This is a genomic window from bacterium, assembly GCA_016716565.1.
Lineage (GTDB): Bacteria > Bacteroidota > Ignavibacteria > Ignavibacteriales > Ignavibacteriaceae > IGN2.
The window spans coordinates 1,358,803-1,381,187 of sequence record JADJWC010000001.1; the positions used below are offsets into that span (position 1 = coordinate 1,358,803).

A 22,385-nucleotide genomic window follows, 5' to 3' on the forward strand; every position below is an offset into this window, starting at 1 on the left:
AATTATATTTCTTCCAGTTCTTTTTCGAGTAATTGTTTCTTGTTCAAATCAGAATAGATACCGCCAAGCTCCACGAGTTCTTCGTGCGTTCCCTGCTCGGCAATTTTGCCATCGCTCAACACTATTATGTTATCAGCGTCCTTTACAGTTGAAATTCTATGACTGATAATGATAGTCGTTCTTGATTTCATAAATTCTTTTATTCTTTTTAAAATTTCCTCTTCGGTATGAGTATCAACAGCAGAAAATGAATCATCGAGAATTAGAATTTTGGGATCGATTGCAAGAGCTCTTGCAAGTGATGCTCTTTGTTTCTGTCCGCCGGAAAAAGTTATTCCTCTTTCTCCAACAATCGTTTCATACTTTTGAGGAAATGTTTGAACATCACCATCAAATTGTGCAATTGACGCTGCTTCAGGAACCCGCTTATTATCGTTATCTCTTAATCCATAAGTAATGTTATTGATTACAGTATCAGAAAACAGAAATGATTCCTGCTGGACAAGTCCGATATTTGTTCTGAGTAAACTCAATGGGATTCTTCTCAAATCCATTCCATCAATTAGTATTTCGCCCGAAGTAGAGTCATACAATCTCGGGATAAGATTAACAAATGTTGTTTTACCGGAACCTGTGTATCCCATTATAGCAAGCGTTGTGTTTCTTGGAATTTTAATGCTGATATCTTTCAATACATAAGGCAGATTCGGGCCGTACGTGAACGAAACATTTTTAAACTCAACATCGCCTTTAATTTCTTTGACTGAAAAATCTGTTTCGGGTGAGTCATCAATTTCATATGGTTCAGCAAAGATTTTGTTGAGACGTTTCATGCTTGCTTCACCTTGCTGAATTATGTTTGTCACCCATCCAAATGCAATCATCGGCCAGATAAGAAATCCAAGAAAAACAACAAATGCTGTCAGCTCACCCAGAGTCATCTCAGTGTTTATAACTTTTGTTCCTCCAGCCCAGATAACAATTATCGTCGATATTCCCGTAATAAGAAAAAGGATAGGCATTATTAAAGCTTGTGTCCGCACGAGGTTCATATTCTTGTTAACATAATCTTTACTTTCTATTGCATACCTGTTCATTTCACTTTCTTCACGTGCATATGATTTCACTATCCTGATACCGGAAAAATTCTCCTGTGCTATTGTTGTGAGCTGCGAAAACTTTTCCTGAATAACTGTAAACTTTTGATGGATCTTCTTCCCGACTTTATAAACTGCATACGATAAAAATGGAAGCGGAAGTAGAGCATAGATAGTTAAGCTAAGATTCAGTGAAATCATCAAGGCTAAAACCAGAATTAAAATTACAAAAGTGTCGGTTGTGTACATTACTGCAGGGCCAACAAATGTTCTAACAGCATTAATATCATTTGTAGCATGAGCCATTATGTTTCCAGTCGAGTTATTCTGAAAAAATCGAAGCGGGAGTTTTTGTATGTGCGTCCAAAAATCACCGCGCAGATCATACTCAATTTCTCTTGATACAACGATGATCGTTTGCCGTATCATAAATCTGAAAATTCCCGATATGATAGATATTCCGATTATCAGCAATCCATATCTGAATAATAATTCAGAAGTCGCATTTTTTTGGAGTGCATCAATGGAGTCTTTCATGATCATCGGAACATAAACTGCGGTTACATCGGAAAGAACAATAAAAATAAAACCCAATATGAGTTTCTTTTTGTACCTGAGAAAATATTTTTTAAGGGTAAAGAGGTTTTTCAAATAATATTAAGAATATTTTTTGTAAATCTTTTACGAATAAACAATAATACCAATAATGATTGGATAACTTTAAGTTAAAGATTATGAAAGGTAAAATGCTTATTTGATCTCACTGAATCCAGTGTATTTTTGAAGCACTTCGGGAACTTTGATCGTTCCATCTGATGTCTGGTAATTTTCCAGTAGTGATACCATCAATCTGCTTGTAGCCAATCCCGAACCATTTAGTGTGTGAACGAACTCTGGCTTTTTAGTTGATTCTCTTTTAAACCTGATGCTTGCTCTTCGTGCCTGGAAATCTTCAAAGTTGCTGCAGGAAGATGCTTCGAGCCATCTTTGCTCTGCCGGTGACCAGGTTTCAATATCATAACACTTTGCTGCAGAAAAACTAAGATCACCTGTGCAAAGCATCAGAATGCGGTACGGAATTTTTAATGCTTTAAGAATATCTTCAGCGTCGTTAACAAGTTTTTCCAATTCGTCGTATGAAGTTTCTGGTTTTACAAGTTTCACCATCTCGACTTTATTGAATTGATGAACACGTAAAAATCCTTTTGATTCTTTTCCATAAGAACCAGCTTCTCTTCTGAAACAAGCTGAATAACCAACATATCTTATTGGCAAATCTTTTTCTGCGAGCATTTCATCACGGTGAAGATTTGTAATGGGAACCTCTGCTGTGGGAACAGGATACAATCCATCTTTTTCGATTGTATACATATCGTCTTCCATTTTCGGAAGCTGACCGGTTCCCATCATTGATTCTTTGTTTACAAGAAACGGAGGAAAAACTTCTTTGTAATTATGATGAGTTAAATGATAATCGAGCATAAAATTAATTAATGCTCTCTCAAGTGTTGCGCCTTTCCCCACATAAACAGGAAAACCTGAACCCGATACTTTTGCACCTCTTTCAAAGTCGAGTATGTTTAACTTCTTTCCAAGTTCAATGTGGTCGAGAGTTTTTTCTTTTTTGTCAAAGGAAAATCCTTCGGGCATCCATTTTCTTGCCTCGACATTTTGTTCAGCAGTCTTTCCAACAGGCACGGACGAATGCGGAAGATTGGGAATGAACATCAGGATTGCATTCAATTCATTCTCGACTTCTTTCAGTTGATTGTCGAGTTCTGAGATTTTATCTGAAACCATTTTCATCTCAGCGAAAATTTGAGTTGTGTCTTCGCCAGCTTTTTTCATCTGCGGGATTTTAGCGGATACCTGGTTCTTCTTCGCTTTCAGCTCTTCGACTTCAAGAATTATTTTTCTTCGCTTTTCGTCAAGAGAAAGAATATCGTCAATACGATCTTTTTCGTTTTTATTTTTGATTCCCTGTCTAACTGCTTCAGGGTTCTCACGGATTAATTTTATATCGAGCATATTTTTATTTCATTATTAAAAAATGGAACGCTGATTTTTATGATGGTTATGATCTTTTATGATTTTTAAATTCAGATGTTAAAACTTTTCTGGTGAATTTGGGTTCTTTGCCAAAATTTAAAAGCAATCCTACTTCTAAATCGGATGCTTTTAGATAATTAATCAATTGGCATTCATGTTCATAACATAATGATTCAGCAGCTTTAAGTTCAACTATAACGAGACCATTCACAAGTATATCAGCATAATATTCGCCGATGATTAAGTCATCATAAATTACATTCAATTGCTTCTGCCTTTCACAATTCAATCCCAGCTTTTTCAGTTCAATCATCATTGCTGATTCATAAACTTTCTCTAAAAATCCGTAACCAAGTTTATTATAAACAATATAATAAGCCTTAATAATTTGATCTGTTATTTCGGAATGTAAATAATTATTCATCTATCTTAATTAATCATAAACGATCTTAATGATCAGTGTTCCATTGTTTTTTACTTAACTACTATGTTATAAATTTTATTCTTTACGTAAATCTCTTTAACGATTGATTTATCTGTTGTGTGTTTTATCACCTTATCTTCATTGAAGACTAACTTCTTAACTGCATCTTGTTCAGAATCAATCGGAACATCAATCGTTGCTCTAACTTTTCCGTTAACCTGAACTGCAATGCTGACAGTATCCTCAATCAACGCTGATTTATCAACTTCATACCAAAAAGGCTTTTGATAAATTGAAGTAGCATTTCCAAGTAAACTCCAGCATTCTTCTCCGAGATGAGGTGCGAGTGGAGAGATCATTATTACTAATCTCTGCAAGGCAAAAAGTTGAATTTCTTTTGAACAAGTTGATAAATCTTTAAAGTTATTCAGCAGTTCCATAAGCGCAGCAATTGCTGTGTTGAACCGGAAATGATTTATTTCTTCACCAACTTTGTGCAATGTCTGATTTACTTTTCTATAAACGAATTTATCAGCATCTGAAAGCGAATTGAGATCATATATTTCTTTTGCTGAAGTTTGATTTTGCAAGTCTTTGTATTCATTAAATAAATCATTAACTCGATTTACGAAACGATCAGTTCCCGTAATTCCTTTATCACTCCAATCACCGCCCATATCGTATGGACCCATAAACATCAGGTAAAGTCTGAACACATCAGAGCCGTATTTTGAAGTAAACATATCGGGATTAACGACATTTCCCTTCGACTTCGACATCTTCGCACCGGCATTTGTAATTGTTCCCTGGTGAACGAGAGTCTGGAATGGTTCATCACCTTTTGCGATTCCAAGATCGCGCAAAAATTTGTGGATGAATCTTGCATAGAGAAGATGCATAGTTGCGTGTTCAGCACCGCCGACATACATATCAACAGGAACCCAGTTATCGGCAATAGATTTATCAAAAATTCCTTCTGAAAATTTTGGATTGACATATCTGAAATAATACCAGGATGAATCTACAAAAGTATCCATTGTATCAGGATCGCGCTTTGCATTCGAGCCGCACTTCGGGCATTTCACATTTATAAATTTCTCGTTTCTGGTTAAAGGAGATTCACCGCCAAGTCTGAAATCTACATCGTATGGAAGTTCAACCGGCAAATTTTTATCATCAACAGGAACTTCGCCACATTTTTCACAATGAATAATCGGGATTGGAGTTCCCCAATATCTTTGACGCGAAATCAGCCAGTCTCTCAAACGATAATTTACTGTTGCTTTGCCGATTCCTTTGCTCTCAAGCCACTGATTGATTTTCTTTTTTGCATCTTCAACATTTAGTCCGTTCAGAAAATCACTGTTGATTGCCGGACCATCTTCAAGATAAGCTTTGCCTGTAAAATCATCCGGCGGTTGAACGGTTCTGATAATTGGAAGATTAAACTTTTCTGCAAACTCCCAATCACGTTCATCCTGCCCTGGAACAGCCATAATTGCACCCGTTCCGTATGTCAGTAAAACATAATCGGCTATCCAGATAGGAATTTTTTTGTTGTTGACCGGATTGAGCGCAAATGCACCAGTGAAGACTCCGGTCTTTTCTTTCACAGTAGATGTTCTTTCAATTTCAGTTAAAGTTTTTATCGAATCTTTATACTCGTCAACTTTGGTTTTCTATTCAGAAGTAGTCAACTTCTCAACAAGCGGATGCTCAGGTGCGAGAACCATATAAGTTGCACCGAATAGAGTGTCTGGTCTTGTTGTGAATATTTTAATAACATCATTAGTTCCATCAATCTTGAAATCGACTTCAGCACCGATGCTTTTTCCAATCCAGTTACGCTGCATAAGTTTTGTTTTATCGGGCCAGTTAATTGTATCAAGACCTTGAAGTAACTGAGCCATTGATTCCATTTGTAATATTCAGGGACGCAAGTCATCAGTTCAGCATTCCAGTCATACATACAACCGATTTTTTTCATCTGAACTTTTATGTCTTTAATATTCTGAATCGTATTATCAAAAGGATGAACTCCGGTTTTGATTGCATTGTTTTCAGCCGGTAGTCCGAAAGCGTCGTAACCCATCGGTTCAAAAACATTGTAGCCTCTAAACCTTTTATAGCGAGCCCACGAATCTGAAGGTCCGTAGTGATACCAATGCCCGGTGTGCAGCTTTGCACCGGATGGATAGATGAACATATTCAGGTGATAAAGTTTTTTATCTGTTTTTGTGAAATCAGTTTTATAAACCTGGTTTTCTTCCCAGAATTTCTGCCATTTAGATTCTATTTCTTCGTGAGGATATCTCATTGATTCTATCGTTTTTCGTAAAAATTGAGAGCAAATTTAGCCAAAAGGGGAGGGAATTCAAATTTAGTAAGCAGTAAATAGTAAGTAGTAGGTTGTAGAAGCGAGACGATGTCCTGCCCTTTGCTTATTTGCTAATTACAAACCGATTGTTTTTGACTTTGGTTAAAAATTAATTCAAGTTTCTATCAGAAATATTTTTCTACTCCGAGAGGGCAGGAGTACAGCCAGTGATTAACTGCTGAAGACTGCATTCGCAATACTCTCCCGAAGCAGAAGTTTTGAAATTAACTCTTTCAACTTCTAATAGGAGGCATTTATGAGAAGACCTACTATTCTTTTTGCATTTATATCCAACTTGTTAATCTGCTCTGTTTCTTATTCTCAGTATAATTTATGGGAATACAAAACAGCGATGCCAACAGCAAGAACGTGGCTTGGTTCTACTGTTCTTGATAATAAATTATTTGTCGTAGGAGGTTGCCCGACAAACAGTGCAACCAATAAAGTCGAAGCCTATGATCCCATAATGGATACCTGGCTGAGTATAAACAATCTACCTTCAGCAAGATGTTATGAGATGACTTGTTCTTTTAATAACAAGATTTATGTATTCGGCGGGAGTATGGCACAGTTTGGTACTTCTTCATCAACTGTTTATGAGTTTGATCTTCAGACCGGCAACTGGACTCAAAAAGCTGATATGCCTGACAATATTGGTGGAGCTGGGATAGCTGTTGTTGGTGAATTGATTTATATTATCGGAGGAACACATAAGGCTTCAAGTTCAGGGGATCCTACAGCTAAACCAGTTTCAACAATTTGGGCTTATGACCCCGTAGCGGAAACTTGGACTCAAAAGGCTGATCTACCAACTGCAAGACTTTTACTGTCGGCTTGTGTTATTGACGGAAAAATATATGCAATCGGTGGAACAACGGAAAATTGGGAAAATGTATTTTATAAAGTTGTTGAGGTGTATGACCCAGCTGCAAATATTTGGACACAAAAAGCAGATATGCCAACAGGTCGCTGGGGTTCCGTTGCCTGTGTTTTGGACGGGCAAATTTATGTAATTGGGGGGCGTGCAGGAGCTAACAGCTCTACGAAGAATGAGGTTTATGATCCAGTTGCAGATTCTTGGGTTACTAAAGCTCCAATGCAGCAAGACAGGGTAGGATTAGCCGGGGGGACTATTGATAATAAAATTTATGTTGCAGGAGGTCATCATTATCCACCTCAATCATTCCTTTCTTCTTGCGAAGAGTATACGCCTGAATTATCAAATTTCGAATCAGACTCTGTTCTGTTGCCGGAGAAAATTGAATTATTTCAGAATTATCCTAATCCATTCAACCCAAGTACAGTGATCAGTTATCAGTTACCGGTGAGCAGTGATCTAGTGCTAAAAGTCTTCGATGTATTGGGCAATGGAATAGAAACACTCGTCGACGAAGAAAAACCAGCAGGCACTTATGAAGTGACTTGGTATCCGAATAATCTGCCAAGCGGAGTTTATTTCTATCAATTGCTTGTCTCGGCTTTGCAAAGCAAAGACGGAAAGGCAGGTTCGTTTGTTGAAACTAAAAAAATGATTTTACTTAAATAATCTCTATCAATAAAGAAATAAAACGAATAAGCATTTAAACAACTGAACAAAGGAATTCGCAATGATAAACTCAAATAAAATTTCGCTAATAATCTTCGTACTATGTTTTTACAGCAGCAGCTTTTCACAATATACTTTCGAAAAATTTTATGGCGGAAATAATTATGAAGAAGCTAACGCAGCGGTACAGACAGACGACAGCGGATTTATTGCAGTTGGTTATACTGAATCTTTCGGTGCCGGGAACCGTGATTTTTATGTAATAAGAACTAATTCGTACGGTGATACAATCTGGACGAAAACTTTCGGCGGTCCAGCTTACGATGTAGCTTGCGAAATTATAAAAGTAGACAACAGCCATTATCTCATCGGTGGTTGTGTACATAGTTTCGGGGCAGGAGAAGGTGATTTCTATTTGATAAAAATTAATGACGACGGTAATGAACTTTGGGCAAAGACAATTGGCACGGAAGATAACGAATATCTTTACAAAGTAAGAATGACATCAGATGGCGGTTTTATAATGTGCGGATATACTGAGGATTTCTTTGAGTATAAATACTACATCGTAAAAACTGATGGACAGGGTGATACGCTATGGACAAAAGCTTACGATTATGGACGTGCTCATTGGATCGAGCAGACAAATGACGGTGGCTATATATTAATGGTTTATCAAGATGCTATTCCTATCATTCAATATGGGTTTTATCTTGTTAAGCTTGATGAAAATGGTAATATAATGTGGACGAAAAGTTATGCATCTGAACTTACGTGGGTAATTGGTTATGCAGTTCAGCAAACAACGGATGGCGGATATATTATGGCTGGTCGTGTTGACGACTACGGTGCCGGCGGTTCGGACTTCTTTATTATTAAAACTAATTCTGATGGAGATTCGCTCTGGTCAAGAACCTACGGAGGAACTTCAGACGAAAGAGCGTTCACATTAATTAAAACTTCTGACGGCGGATATTTGGTCGGTGGCTACACAGCAACTTTCGGGGCCGGCTTTTTTGATGTCTATCTTGTCAAAATTGATCCGAATGGAGATTCGCTGTGGACAAGAACTTACGGAACCGACTGGCAGGAAATGGCTTATGATATTAAAGAGACTTCGGATGGCGGATATATTGTAGCTGGCTATACACAGCATGGCCTTTTTGATGCTTATTTGTTGAAGACAAATCAATATGGTTTAATAACCGGACTAAATGATTCTGAATCTCCTGTTGTCGAAGATTTTGAATTACTTCAAAATTATCCCAATCCATTCAATCCAAACACAGTAATCAGTTATCAGTTACCTGTAAGCAGTAGTGTAACATTAAAAGTTTATGATGTTCTGGGAGATGAGATAGCAACACTCGTTGACGAATACAAAACAGCAGGAAGTTTTGAAGTTGAATTTAATCCGGCAGCCGGAAACCGAAATCTGGCATCCGGAATTTATTTCTATCAATTAAGAGCAGGCAACTTTATTAAAACGAAAAAGATGTTGTTATTAAAATAAAAATGACCTCACCCTGTTTCCCTCTCCTTGGTAAAAAGAGGGACAAAGGGAGAGGTAAAATTTTATCATCCATAACTAGGAGGATGTGTGAAAAATATTTTAGTGATGATTTTATCATTCTTCTGCGCTTACTTTATTAATACAATTGCTCAGGTAGATACCTCCTGGGTAAAAAGGCTTAATGGACCTTTAAATGCTTCTGATGCTGGTAGATTTATTAAAGTCGATGATGATGGATTTGTACACGTTGGTTGTAATATCTCGAAAACCCCCGGATATGTTGATGCAGCAGTAATTAAATATAATCCGTTTGGTGATACTCTATGGTTAAGATATTATAATAATCCACTTAATAATGGAAGCGCTATAAATGATATGATCATTGATTCATTTGGAAATGCTTATGTGACGGGTCAATGCGGCGGAGCTAATTATGATGATTACCTAACAGCAAAATTTAATCCTGACGGAAATCTTCTGTGGGTAAGAAGGTTTGATGATGGTGATATTGATATTGCTAATTCATTGTTCCTGGATGACGCTGGTAATGTTTACGTGACCGGGACTAGCTGGAAAGTAAATCAAAGTTATAATTTCTTGACAATTAAATATAGTCCTGCAGGTGATACATTGTGGTCATTCGTTTGGCGTGGACTAGAAGATGCTGCTGATATGGGGAAGGACATAGTACTGGATAAATATAACAATGTAGTCGTTGCGGGTACTACAGATTGGCATTGGGGTACAATTGATTATGTGACAATAAAAATAGATCAATTAGGAGATACGGTCTGGATAAAAAAATATGATTCTCATGATAACGGTCAAGACCACTTAAAAAAAGTAGTTACTGATGAAGATGGTAACATTATTGTAGCCGGAGATAGTTATAAAGCGGGTGGCAATCATGATATAATAATTGTTAAATACGATATTGATGGGGATACTATCTGGACACGAAGATATAAAGGGGCAGGAAATGGAGACGATTTTCTTTACGATATGGAAATTGATTCTGCTGGAAATATTTATTTAGCGGGAAGCACTTTTGTTACAGGAAACGGAATGGACTGCCTGACTATGAAGTATAATTCGGTAGGCAATCTGGTTTGGGTAAAAACCTATGCTGAATACAGTTATCATCCCGATGCTGCAAATTCTATTACATTGGATGAATTCGGAAATATTTATGTAACAGGATCTGCCGGTACCTCCAGCTCGAACATAGCTTACCTTACTATTAAATATGATAATGATGGCAATGAAAAGTGGAATGTTAAATATGATGGACCCGGTTACAATGGGTATGATGCTACGAGTTCTATTTGCATAGACAATTCAGGTTTTGTATACATCACTGGTTCAAGTGCAGGAGTCAGTTCCAACAGTGATGTTGCAACGATAAAATATATACAAGCTCCAAATGATGTTTATGAAAATAAACCCGATCTTCCAACAACATTTGAACTTGATCAGAACTATCCCAATCCATTCAATCCAAGCACAGTAATCAGTTATCAGTTACCTGTAAGTGGTAGTGTAACATTAAAAGTGTTTGATGTATTGGGAAATGAAATTGCAACTCTTGTTGATGAATACAAGCCAGCAGGAAGATATGAGGTTGAGTTCCAGTCCACAGTCGGCAGTCGGCAATTGGCATCCGGAATTTATTTCTATCAGTTGAGAGTGGGTTCATTTGTTGTGACGCGAAAAATGATATTACTGCGTTAAAAAGATGAGGTTACGTGTGATTAGAATAACGAAAATAATCTTGTACAAAAACTTCGCTGATCATTTGTTGATTTTTAATTCTATCATAAAAAGAAAAGGATAAAAATGAAAACATTTTTTACATGCACTATTCTCTATTTGTTAAGTCTTTCATCCTTTGCACAAACGCATATACCGGCTGGCAATGTAAACGGGACCTGGACAACCGCAGGTTCACCGTACTTTATCGAAGGCGAAATCTCGATTCTATCAGGGCAACATTTAACTATTGAACCAGGTGTTTTGGTTGAGTTCCAGGATCATTACAAATTTAATGTTCAAGGACAGTTACTGGCAGTTGGGACGGAGAATGATTCTATCATTTTTACGATTGATGATACAACCGGTTTTCAAAATTTATCGATACCTGATGGAGGCTGGCATGGTATAAGATTTGGCTATTCCACCTCTGGTGATGATACTTCCAGAATTAGTTTCTGCAGATTAGAATGGGGAAAAGCAGTGGGAAGTTCGCCTGATAATAATGGTGGAGCTATTGCAGTAGAAAGTTATGATAATTTGGTTATCTCAAATTCATTGATCATTCATTGTATCGCATCTTTTACCGGTGGTGGTATTGCAATTTCAAACTCTGATATAATGGTTGAGGAAAATAACTTTTATCAAAATGGTGCCGGTTTTGCTGGCGGTGGAATTGCTATTTCTTCTTGTGACCCGCAAATAAAACATAACAAAATTTATAATAATGTATCGCTCAGTTCAGGCGGGGGTTTAGGTTTGAACATTGGCGCTAATCCCAAAATAATTAATAATATCATTGTAGATAACTCAGCAAAATACGGCGGCGGGATTCAAATGAAAACAAATTGTAATCCATCGATGATAAATAATTTAGTATATGATAATGTAGCCGAGTTGGAGGGCGGAGGTATTGATCTGGAAGATAATTGTAATCCGCTGTTGATTAATAATACTATTGTTTATAATGCAGCCCCGATGGGAGGCGGTATTGACTGCGAAGTTAATTCAAATCCTGTTTTCAGAAATACAATTATTTGGTGGAACGTTGGATATGTTGATGGGTCACAGGTTCATCTTTTCTCTGAAGATTCAGATCCGGATTTTTACTATTGTGATATTGAAGGAGGTTCCGAAGCATTTGGTCTGTGGTATGGTGGTGGAACTTATTTTACATATAGTGGTATCTATGAAAATAATATTGATGAAGATCCTGATTCCACTTCTCAGGGTGAATTTGTGTTTTTATTATCTGATAGTTCTCCTTGCATTGATGCAGGTGATCCAGAGGCAATATATAATGATAAAGAAAATCCTATCAATCCTGGATATGCGAAATGGCCATCAAAAGGACTACTCAGAAATGATATTGGAGTTTATGGCGGACCAAATTGTTTGTACTTTGAACCCATAACTGGAATTGAAAATAACTTTAATTTCGATTTTACAAATCGACAATATCAACTACTCCAAAACTATCCAAACCCGTTTAATCCAAGCACAAAAATAAGTTGGCAGTCGCCAGTGGGCAGTTGGCAAACTTTAAAGGTGTTTGACGTATTAGGAAATGAGATTGCAACACTCGTTGATGAATACAAACCAGCAGGAGTTTATGAAGTTGAATTTCAGTCCACAGTCGGCAGCCATCAATTGGCAAGTGGGATTTATTATTATCAGTTAAAAGCCGCTAATTATGTTGAAACAAAAAAAATGATTTTACTAAGATGAGGTTATTATGTTGAGAGAAAAGAAATCCCGCTTTGCGGGAAAAAAACTATTAATCCTTTTAATTATTAATTTTTCGTTCTTAACTCCTAATTGCTTTGCACAGCAATATGCTTGGCAAAACATTTCTTCTAAATTGCCCGAGTTTTATCGGGATACGACAATCATCAATGGAGGCGCAGATACCATAATTGCCAATATAAGCGGAATTTCTTTCATAGATGATAATCATGGGTGGTTATCAACGTACCACCCGTTTGACGGAGAGCCTTCTGCCGTACTGGAGACAACCAATGGTGGTCAAACTTGGTTAGAACATTCAGCACCCTATGCCGGTGCAGATATTCATATGGTTGATGAAATGAACGGGTACTTTGGCGCAATAAATGGGTTCGTTTATAATACTACTGATGGTGGTGAGACCTGGACCCTGCACGGACTTCTGCTGGCTCCTTTGTACGACCTGGGATTTCCGCCCCGACCAACCCAAGTCGGTTACGCAGGTGGAAAGGACGGACACATGGCACGAATCACTCCTGATGGTGTGTTCCAAGTTGATCTTGGGCTGGCTGGCAGTGTGTATTGCATTGACTTTCCTTCAGCAGGAAGGGGTTATGCAATTCTGGACTATCAGATGATCATTTTTTATCTGGATGGAGAATGGCATGTTGAGGCCAGCTATCCTTTTTCTTCAAAAGACTGGCTTTATTTTTACAATGATACGTTAGGCTGGTGTGTGGGTGAAATGTTCCTGAAAACGACCGTGGGGATAGACTGGTACCGGACTGATCCTGAATTTATCCAGACCGGCGCGATGATGGGAGTCTATTTTACTGATGAAAATAATGGCTGGGCAGTCGGGACTCAAGGACAGATCGCATATACCAATGATGGAGGAAATGATTGGACTATGCTTGAGCACAACCTTACCAATGAGATATTGACAGGAGTTCTTTTTACTTCTCCAAACAATGGTTACATCATTGGGGGAGAGAAAACTATCCTGAAATACACTTTACTTTCAGATGTTGAAGTACAATCAAATATACCAGCAGAGTTTAAGTTAGAGCAGAATTATCCTAATCCATTCAATCCAAGTACAGTAATCAGTTATCAGTTGCCGGTAAGCAGTAATGTAACATTAAAAGTTTATGATGTTTTGGGAGATGAGATAGCAACACTCGTTGACGAATACAAAACAGCAGGGAAGTATGAAATAGAGTTCAACAGTCGTTCCGGCAACGTCCGGAATCTACCAAGCAGTGTTTATTTCTATCAGTTGAAGGCAGGAGATTTTGTAGAGACTAAAAAGATGATTTTGTTGAAATGATTTGAGCAGAGCAATAGAGGCTCAATATATTGAGCCCCTATAAGTGCAATGTAAAATTTATCCTTAATATACGTTTTGAAATATTTTTACTTGCCAATTACAAATTGATTGTTTTTGACTTTGGTAAAAAATAATTCAAGTTTCGTCCAGAAATATTTTTCTACTACGAGAGGGCAATAGTTAGCGCCATCTAATTTATTGTTTTACTTGGGAAGATGACCCACCAACCTACTCTCCCGAAGCAGAAGTTTTGAAATTAACTATTTTCAACTTCATATGAAGGCACGCTATGTTGAGTCTTATGAAATACCGCTTTACCGGGAAAATTTTAAAACACACCTTGTTTTTCTTTTTACTGCTTACGCAAATTTGTTTTGGACAGTGGTTTCAACAATACCCCATGGTTGGAGAGATTCAAGATATAGAATTTGTGAATGCAAACACTGGTTGGGCTATTGCGTCTCCTGGAGTTGGTGGAGGTGTAAATGCCCGTATCCTCAAAACAACTGACGGAGGATGTAGTTGGAAAATTCAATCCATAAACTCAGATTACAACTTAAGCGACGTGACATTTCTCGATTTAAATAATGGTTGGGCTGTTGGTGAATACTGGTCTGATGTTGCAATTATTTTGAGAACATCAGACGGAGGAGAAGAGTGGTTTGAACAATATTCCACTATTGGCTTTAATCTGCGATCCGTTTTTTTTACAAATATTTATGAAGGTTATGCAGTAGGTTCTAACGGAACAATACTTAAAACAACTAATGGAGGTAAAAATTGGATTGTACAAAACAGCGGAACAACTAAAAAATTAAATTCTGCTTTTTTTATAGATGATAATAATGGGTGGATAGTGGGAGGTGACTATTATACATATCTTAACAGTATAATACTGAAAACTACAAATGGTGGTAAGGACTGGATTGCACAGTTGATAGATTCTACTTTTGGATTATATTCCGTACATTTTGTTGATGTTAATACCGGTTGGGCTGTTGGCGGTTATTGGTGGACTGGTGCAGGTTTTATTTATCATACATCTAATGGAGGAAAGGATTGGTATGAACAAAATTCATCTTATGGTCCATTGTTCTCAGTTTTCTTTCAAGATAATAATCTCGGTTGGGCGGTAGGAGAAGGTCAGTTGTTAAAAACGACAAATGGAGGAATATACTGGACAAACCAAGCTTTCCCGAATGATATTTATTCTACTCTCAATACCGTTCATTTTGAGAATAATTATATTGGGTGGGCAGCTGGATACTACGGTCGTATATTAATAACAACGGATGGAGGATTAAATTGGATTTATCAAATGGACAACGTCGGTCAACTAAATTCCGTATACTTTGCGGATAACGATATTGGCTGGTCAGCCGGTGGTGGAAAAATATTAAAAACCACGAATGGGGGCTTAAATTGGAATATTGCAGCCCAAGGTATCCCAGAATTATATTCAATCATCTTTAATGATTCGAATAATGGTTGGGTTGTAGGTAAACAAACTATATTAAAAACAACTAATGGTGGAACAGATTGGATAGAACAATATTCGGATAGTTTGTGCAGTTTCTATTCAATTAAAATGTTGGATAATAATGTTGGGTGGGTTGTTGGAATCGATAGTGAAAATAAGGGAAGAATACTTAAGTCGACAAATGGGGGTAATGAATGGGTTATTCAGTTAGAGCATTACTCGGTTGGTTTTAATTCAGTAGATTTTATTAATCAAAATATTGGCTGGGTAGTAGGAAGCGAAGGAAAAATTCTGAAGACAACAAATGGAGGTTTAAACTGGAACGAACAAAACAGTAATACAGATATTGGACTTAATTCGGTTTTTTTCATAAATGATTTTATGGGATGGATTGCGGGTGGTGATCGTTGGGATTATGACAATTATGAAGGGATAATATTAAATACTACTGATGCAGGAGAAAACTGGATTACGCAGATTTCTGATACAATAGAGAGTATGTCTTGTGTATACTTCACTGACAGTAATAATGGATGGGCTACCAATGGCGAATATGGTCAAATAAAAATTTTAAACACTGCAAATGGTGGAGTAACTTGGACTGTTCAAAATGATTCATATTATTATTTTAATGATTTGCATTTTATAGACACACATAACGGTTGGGTTGTTGGTGGTGTTTGGGATTTTGAAGGATTTTACCATGGTTGCATTATGAAAACGACCAACGGCGGTGTATCTTTTGCTGAAGAAAAACAAATTGATGAAATTCCAACAGAGTTTTTGCTTTCACAGAACTATCCTAATCCATTTAATCCGAGCACCAAAATAAAATACTCAATTCCCCAGACCTCAAATGTTACGTTAACAGTATTTGATATTCTTGGCAACGAAATAGAAACACTCGTGAATGAAGAAAAACCAGCGGGTACTTATGAAATTGAATTTAACGCTGCGTCACTATCGGGCCCCGTTTCCACCAAAGGCGGATACACCTCTGGTGTATATTTCTACCAATTAAAAGCCGGTTCATTTATCGAGACAAAGAAAATGTTATTGTTGAAGTAGCATTTAAAAATTTGTAGGGGCGAGACGCTGTCTCGCCCACTTATTATTTGCCTATTACAAACCGATTGTTCAAAACAAATCATAAATCATAATAGCACGCCATAAAATAATTTGGCACTGTTTGAGTGTTCAAATTACTTTGTGATATATTTAACTTTCATCAGTATCAAAATAAAAATTTGCGAACCTCTTAAATCTATTACAGGAGATTTATTATGAATAAAATATTTATTCTAATTGTATTTACTATCCTTTCAACAAATTTTCTTTTTTCTCAAACAGACAAGCAGCAAAACGGAAATCCACCTGACCCACGATTACATAATGAATTTGTGGATGATGAATATATTCCTGATTTAAGAGAAAGCCAGGAAAGATCGCCGTCATATAATTATTCCCGGAATAGTATTGTAACAACCCAGGTAAATGTTGATGCGAACGGACAAAACATAGTTGGTGATGCTGCGAATGAGCCTTCAATTGCAGTTGATCGTAATAATCCAAACAGAATTGCAATCGGCTGGAGACAATTCAACACAATAAGCAACAACTTTCGTCAGGCAGGTTTTGGATATACCTCAAATGGTGGACAAACCTGGACTTTCCCTGGTGTTATTGAACCCGGTGTTTTTCGTTCAGATCCGGTACTTGAAAGTGATGCTGAAGGAAATTTTTATTATAACAGTCTGGCTGTAGACCCTGACTATTTTTGTGACGTTTTCAAATCAACTACCGGAGGATCTGCGTGGGGTGATAAAGCTTATGCACAAGGAGGAGATAAACAATGGATGGAAATTGATAAATCAAACAGTTCGGGAAACGGACATTTTTATGCTTATTGGAATAGCTCTTATAGTGTTTGTCCTCCCGGTTCATTTACAAGGTCAATTGACGGAATCTTTTTTGAAGATTGTGTTACAATCCCAAGCGATCCTTACTGGGGAACACTTGCAGTAGCTTCCAATGGAGATCTTATTGTTGGTGGATCAATCGGCTGGGATTTTCTGGTTGCAAAATCTTCAAATGCAAAAAATCCTGCGCAAGTTGTAAGCTGGGATATGTCAACAGTTGTCAGTCTTGATGGCAGTATCAACTTTGGCACCGGTCCGAATCCGGGTGGTTTGCTTGGTCAGACAATAATTGCAATTGATACTTCCGGAGGTCCTTATCATAACAACATTTACCTCCTTTGCTCAGTTGAAAGAAATTCTAATCCTGATCCTCTTGACATTATGTTTGTCCGAAGCACAGATGGAGGTCTAACATGGAGTTCACCAATAAAAATTAATGATGACCCGGGAACATCAGCATGGCAATGGTTTGGCACAATGTCAGTAGCTCCAAACGGAAGAATTGATGTTATTTGGCTTGATACACGTGACAATCCCGGAACTTACCTTTCATCATTATATTATTCGAACTCTTTTGACGGTGGTGTAACCTGGTCACCGAACGAAAGACTTTCAGATGATTTCGATCCTCATGTCGGCTGGCCAAACCAAAATAAAATGGGTGATTACTTCGATATGGTTTCTGAGGTTAACGGAGCGCATTTAGCGTGGGCAGCAACCTTTACAGGTGGGCAGGATGTTTACTATAGTTTCATCACCGACACCACTTATGTCCCTGTGGAATTGATTTCATTTAACGCAGTATCAAATGGTAATGAAGTAATTCTCACGTGGTCAACTGCAAGCGAATTAAATAATCAGTTGTTTGAAGTCCAGAGAAGTTTTGAAGGAAGTGATTTTGCTACGATTGGTTTTGTTAATGGTAAAGGTACGACATCTGAGAAACAGAATTACCTATATAAAGATAAAATTCTCGCTGATGGAAAGTATTACTACAGGCTTAAACAGATTGATTATTTAGGACAAAGTGATTATTCAGAAATTATCGAAATGGATATAAGATTATTCAGTTCTTACCTTCTCGAGCAGAATTTTCCGAATCCATTCAATCCAACAACGACAATTGGTTATGGATTAAAAGAAAAAAGTAATGTTAAGATTATTGTAATCAATTCAATCGGTGAAGAAGTCGCATCGTTGGTCAATGAAGAAAAAGAATCCGGCTATCATACAATAGAATTCAACGCTGAAAAGCTGCCGAGCGGAGTTTATTTTTATCAGCTGCAAGCAGGTGCGTATGTTGAAGCGAAGAAGATGATCCTCCTTCGTTAAAACTACGGCGGACAGGTTTTAATGAAGTAACTAGAAGTTAGAATTGAGAATTTAGAAGGGTCGTGATTAAACACGACCTTTTTTATTTGCTAATTACAAATCGATAGTTTTTGACTTTGATAAAAATTTAAAACAAGTTTCATATAGAAATATTTTTCTACTCCGAGAGGGCAGGAGTACAGCCAGTGATAAACTGCTGAAGACTGCAGACCCACTACTCTCCCGAAGCAGAAGTTTTGAAAATAACTATTTTTCAACTTCTTATAGGAGGCACACTATGAAAATCTTTACACACACCTTGTTTTTCTTTTTGCTTTCAACACAAATTTGTTTTGCACAGTGGTATCAGCAGAATAGTGGAACAACAAATTGGTTATATGATGTTTTTTTCATAGATGCAAATATCGGAACTTCCGTTGGTGATGGTGGAACAATTCTTAGAACCACGAATGGAGGCACTACCTGGACATCACTAACAAGCGGAACAACAAATAATTTATATGGTGCTTGCTTCACAGATACAAATACCGGAACTGTCGTTGGAGGCAATTGGACTGTAGGTGAAAGTGTTATTCTCAGAACCACAGATGGAGGCATTAATTGGGTATCACAAACAAGCGGAACGACTGCCGAATTAAGGGGTGTAACATTTACAGATGCAAATACTGGAACTGCTGTTGGAGGTTGGGGAACAATACTCAGAACCACAGACGGAGGTGCTAACTGGACTTCACAAATAAGTGGAACAATATATACTTTATATGATGTATCCTTTACTGATGAAAATAAGGGAACTGTTGTTGGTGAGGGTGGGACAATGCTTAAAACCATCAATGGAGGTACTACATGGACATCACAAGCCAGCGGAACAACATTTAATTTATATGATGTTTCCTTCACAGATGAAAATATCGGAACTGCTGTTGGTGATGGTGGAACAATACTTAGAACCACAAATGGAGGCACTATCTGGACATCACAAACAAGTGGAATAAATGATTATTTATGGTGTGCTTCCTTCACAGATGCAAATACCGGAACTGCTGTTGGTCAAGTCGGAACAATTCTAAGGACCATAAATGGAGGCACTACCTGGACATCACAATCAAGCGGAACAACAAATGATTTACATGGTGTTTCCTTCACAGATGCAAATATGGGAACTGTTGTTGGTTATTCGGGAACAATTCTTCACACTACAAACGGCGGTGTATCTTTTGTTGATGATGAGAAAACTCAACCAACAGAATTTATTCTTGAACAAAATTATCCCAATCCCTTCAATCCAAATACAGTAATCAGTTATCAGTTACCAGTAAGCAGTGATGTAACATTAAAAGTATTCGATGTTTTGGGAAATGAGATTGCAACGCTTGTTGATGAATTCAAGACAGCAGGGAAGTACGAAGTTGAATTTAATGCATCAACACTGCCAAGCGGAGTTTATTTCTATCAATTAAAAGCAAACAATTATATCGAAACAAAAAAAATGTTGTTATTGAAATAAATTTTTTATCAATCCATAACTAGGAGGATAAAATGAAAAAATTATTACAATTTTTTCTTTTCTTTGTTCTACTATCACAACCAATTCTCTCACAATGGTATCAGCAGTACCCGATAGTAACAAATGCAATTATGGATGTGGAATTTGTTAATGACAATATCGGTTGGATAGTTGGATCCCAAGGTAATTATTTTGGGGGAAATGCAAAAATTCTTAAGACTACTGATGGCGGAAATAACTGGGTTGCTCAGGTTAGTGGTAAGGAAAACAATTTTACTGATGTAATATTTCTTGATTTAAATAATGGCTGGGCAGTTGGTGGTGATCCCACTTTAGCACTTGCTACTGCAATTATTTTACACACAACCAATGGTGGTGAGGATTGGAACGAGCAATACTCAGCTTCGGGATATAACCTTGAATCTTTATTATTTACAAACCTAAATAATGGATATGCGGTGGGTTCTAATGGAATAATTCTCAAGACTACAGATGGTGGTGTTAACTGGAGTGAACAAAATAGTGGAACTACTAAGCATTTAAATTCTGTTTCTTTTGTCGATGATAATCATGGTTGGATTGTTGGGACTCAAGGATTAATACTCTCCACAATTGACGGAGGGATAAATTGGAATCAACAAGTAAGCGGTACAACAAATTGGTTATCTGGAGTTTATTTCATAGATGCTAATACTGGTTGGGTTGCTGGTGGTATGGGATGGTTAATCGGGTCAACATTGAAAACCTCAAATGGTGGAGAGGATTGGCAGGAACAGATTGTATCAAATGGACTGCTACACTCAGTTTTTTTTACAGACCGTGATAACGGTTGGGCAGTTGGAGAATATCAAATATTAAAAACAACGAATGGTGGAACTGATTGGATAATTCAGTTTCAGCAGGCAAGTAACCGTAATTTCTTTTCTGTTCATTTTGAAAATAATAGTTTAGGTTGGGTGGCAGGCGACTGTGGTCAAGTATTAAAAACTATAGATAGTGGAATAAATTGGTCTTATCAATTGAATAATCGTGGAGAATTGAATTCAGTATATTTTGCTAATAACGATATTGGCTGGGCTGCGGGTAATGGTAAAATAATAAGGACAACTAATGGAGGTTTAAAATGGATAATTTCAGCACAAGATTTGCCCGAACTAAATTCAATAAATTTCACCGACACAAATAATGGCTGGGTAGTTGGCGGCTATAACTGGAATAATAGTGATGGAATAATCTATATTACTACAGATGGAGGAGTGGAATGGATAGAGCAATATTCAGATTTTCAATGCGTATTTAAATCGATACAAATGTTAAATGAAGAAGTGGGTTGGGTTGTTGGTAAGGATAGCCAAAGTAAAGGCAGGATTCTGAAGACAACAAGTGGCGGTGCAGATTGGGTAACTCAATTAACTGATTATTCGGTAGGATTAAATTCAGTTTGCTTTGCTAATCAAAGCACTCTATGGGCAGTTGGGGATGAAGGTAAAATTCTTTGCTCCACAAATGGAGGTGCAAATTGGAATGAACAAATCAGTAACACGGATTTTAGCCTAAGATCAGTTTGTTTCGTAGATGAAAATAATGGTTGGGTTGTCGGTGGTGATTTAAATTACAGTTATGTGGGTATAATTTTACGAACAACCAATGGTGGGTTAGATTGGATTACACAAATAACAGATACGATTGGTTTTCAAAACTCAATCTTTTTTGTAGACACAAATAATGGCTGGTCAGTTGGTTACAGTGGTGGGGGTACTTCTTACCAATATGAAGTTATATTACACACAACTAATGGCGGTATTACGTGGACTCCTCAAGATGGCAGGTGCTACTGGATCAGTTCAGCATATTTTACAGATGAATTAAATGGATGGGTTGTTGGGTTACAATGGGACCCCAGTGCACTTGGCTTCGATGTTATTTTGAGAACTACCAACGGCGGTGTATCATTTGTTGAAGAAGAACAGACAGAAGAAATACCGACTGAGTTTTTACTTTCACAGAATTATCCAAATCCCTTCAATCCTTCAACAAAAATAAAATACTCAATTCCACCGGTCACTCTTCGACAAGCTCAGAGTGACATACCTGTCACACTTGTAGTTTATGATGTGTTGGGTAACGAAATTGAAACACTCGTTAACGAAGAAAAACCGGCAGGCACTTATGAAGTGACGTGGCATGCAGATGGACTACCAAGCGGAGTGTATTTTTATCAAATGAGGGCAGGTGACTATACAGCTGTGAAGAAAATGATCCTCCTTCGTTAAAACTACGGCGGACAGGTTTTGATGAAGTAGCATTTAAAAATTTGCAGGGGCGTGAAACTTCACG

General features: G+C 37.3%; 12 protein-coding genes and 1 pseudogene. 9 read left to right on the forward strand and 4 right to left on the reverse strand.

Annotated features, from left to right (window positions below; genetic code table 11):
- Positions 1 to 2: 2 nt before the first annotated feature.
- The 4 genes and pseudogenes from IPM14_06005 to IPM14_06020 form a co-directional block, all read right to left on the reverse strand.
- Positions 3 to 1,748, reverse strand: coding sequence for an ABC transporter ATP-binding protein (locus IPM14_06005; protein MBK9097677.1), 1,746 nt, complete (start codon positions 1,746 to 1,748; stop codon positions 3 to 5).
- Between the two features lie 99 nt (positions 1,749 to 1,847).
- Positions 1,848 to 3,125, reverse strand: a complete 1,278-nt coding sequence (serS, locus tag IPM14_06010) for a serine--tRNA ligase (GenBank protein MBK9097678.1) — start codon at positions 3,123 to 3,125, stop codon at positions 1,848 to 1,850.
- Between the two features lie 46 nt (positions 3,126 to 3,171).
- Entirely contained in the window at positions 3,172 to 3,570 is a 399-nt protein-coding gene (locus IPM14_06015; GenBank protein ID MBK9097679.1) for a GxxExxY protein, read from the reverse strand.
- Positions 3,571 to 3,620: 50 nt separating this feature from the next.
- A pseudogene (locus IPM14_06020) lies at positions 3,621 to 5,887 on the reverse strand (leucine--tRNA ligase).
- 316 nt (positions 5,888 to 6,203) lie between these two features.
- Here IPM14_06020 and IPM14_06025 point away from each other — a divergent pair.
- The 9 genes from IPM14_06025 to IPM14_06065 all read left to right on the forward strand — a co-directional run bounded on the left by IPM14_06025 (position 6,204) and on the right by IPM14_06065 (position 22,321).
- Positions 6,204 to 7,493, forward strand: a complete 1,290-nt coding sequence (locus IPM14_06025) for a T9SS type A sorting domain-containing protein (GenBank protein MBK9097680.1) — start codon at positions 6,204 to 6,206, stop codon at positions 7,491 to 7,493.
- A gap of 61 nt (positions 7,494 to 7,554) precedes the next feature.
- Positions 7,555 to 9,006, forward strand: a complete 1,452-nt coding sequence (locus tag IPM14_06030; protein ID MBK9097681.1) for a T9SS type A sorting domain-containing protein — start codon at positions 7,555 to 7,557, stop codon at positions 9,004 to 9,006.
- A gap of 1,161 nt (positions 9,007 to 10,167) precedes the next feature.
- The gene (locus IPM14_06035; protein MBK9097682.1) at positions 10,168 to 10,737 is read left to right on the forward strand and encodes a T9SS type A sorting domain-containing protein; all 570 of its coding nucleotides are present in this window, start codon (positions 10,168 to 10,170) and stop codon (positions 10,735 to 10,737) included.
- Positions 10,738 to 10,842: 105 nt separating this feature from the next.
- The gene (locus tag IPM14_06040; GenBank protein MBK9097683.1) at positions 10,843 to 12,483 is read left to right on the forward strand and encodes a T9SS type A sorting domain-containing protein; all 1,641 of its coding nucleotides are present in this window, start codon (positions 10,843 to 10,845) and stop codon (positions 12,481 to 12,483) included.
- Positions 12,484 to 13,390: 907 nt separating this feature from the next.
- Entirely contained in the window at positions 13,391 to 13,810 is a 420-nt protein-coding gene (locus tag IPM14_06045; GenBank protein ID MBK9097684.1) for a T9SS type A sorting domain-containing protein, read from the forward strand.
- A gap of 289 nt (positions 13,811 to 14,099) precedes the next feature.
- Positions 14,100 to 16,358 (forward strand): T9SS type A sorting domain-containing protein, encoded by a 2,259-nt coding sequence (locus IPM14_06050; protein MBK9097685.1) that lies wholly within the window; start codon positions 14,100 to 14,102, stop codon positions 16,356 to 16,358.
- A gap of 215 nt (positions 16,359 to 16,573) precedes the next feature.
- The gene (locus IPM14_06055) at positions 16,574 to 18,541 is read left to right on the forward strand and encodes a T9SS type A sorting domain-containing protein (GenBank protein ID MBK9097686.1); all 1,968 of its coding nucleotides are present in this window, start codon (positions 16,574 to 16,576) and stop codon (positions 18,539 to 18,541) included.
- Positions 18,542 to 18,818: 277 nt separating this feature from the next.
- Positions 18,819 to 20,048, forward strand: a complete 1,230-nt coding sequence (locus IPM14_06060) for a T9SS type A sorting domain-containing protein (protein ID MBK9097687.1) — start codon at positions 18,819 to 18,821, stop codon at positions 20,046 to 20,048.
- Between the two features lie 32 nt (positions 20,049 to 20,080).
- Positions 20,081 to 22,321, forward strand: coding sequence for a T9SS type A sorting domain-containing protein (locus IPM14_06065; protein MBK9097688.1), 2,241 nt, complete (start codon positions 20,081 to 20,083; stop codon positions 22,319 to 22,321).
- Positions 22,322 to 22,385 lie beyond the last annotated feature (64 nt).

Coding starts and splice junctions, on each gene's coding strand:
- IPM14_06055 (MBK9097686.1), top strand. CDS start 16,574: ATGAATAAAATATTTATTCTAATTGTATTTACTATCCTTTCAACAAAT.
- IPM14_06025 (MBK9097680.1), top strand. CDS start 6,204: ATGAGAAGACCTACTATTCTTTTTGCATTTATATCCAACTTGTTAATC.
- IPM14_06045 (MBK9097684.1), top strand. CDS start 13,391: ATGCTTGAGCACAACCTTACCAATGAGATATTGACAGGAGTTCTTTTT.
- IPM14_06015 (MBK9097679.1), bottom strand. CDS start 3,570: ATGAATAATTATTTACATTCCGAAATAACAGATCAAATTATTAAGGCT.
- IPM14_06065 (MBK9097688.1), top strand. CDS start 20,081: ATGAAAAAATTATTACAATTTTTTCTTTTCTTTGTTCTACTATCACAA.
- IPM14_06060 (MBK9097687.1), top strand. CDS start 18,819: ATGAAAATCTTTACACACACCTTGTTTTTCTTTTTGCTTTCAACACAA.
- serS (MBK9097678.1), bottom strand. CDS start 3,125: ATGCTCGATATAAAATTAATCCGTGAGAACCCTGAAGCAGTTAGACAG.
- IPM14_06050 (MBK9097685.1), top strand. CDS start 14,100: ATGTTGAGTCTTATGAAATACCGCTTTACCGGGAAAATTTTAAAACAC.
- IPM14_06040 (MBK9097683.1), top strand. CDS start 10,843: ATGAAAACATTTTTTACATGCACTATTCTCTATTTGTTAAGTCTTTCA.
- IPM14_06030 (MBK9097681.1), top strand. CDS start 7,555: ATGATAAACTCAAATAAAATTTCGCTAATAATCTTCGTACTATGTTTT.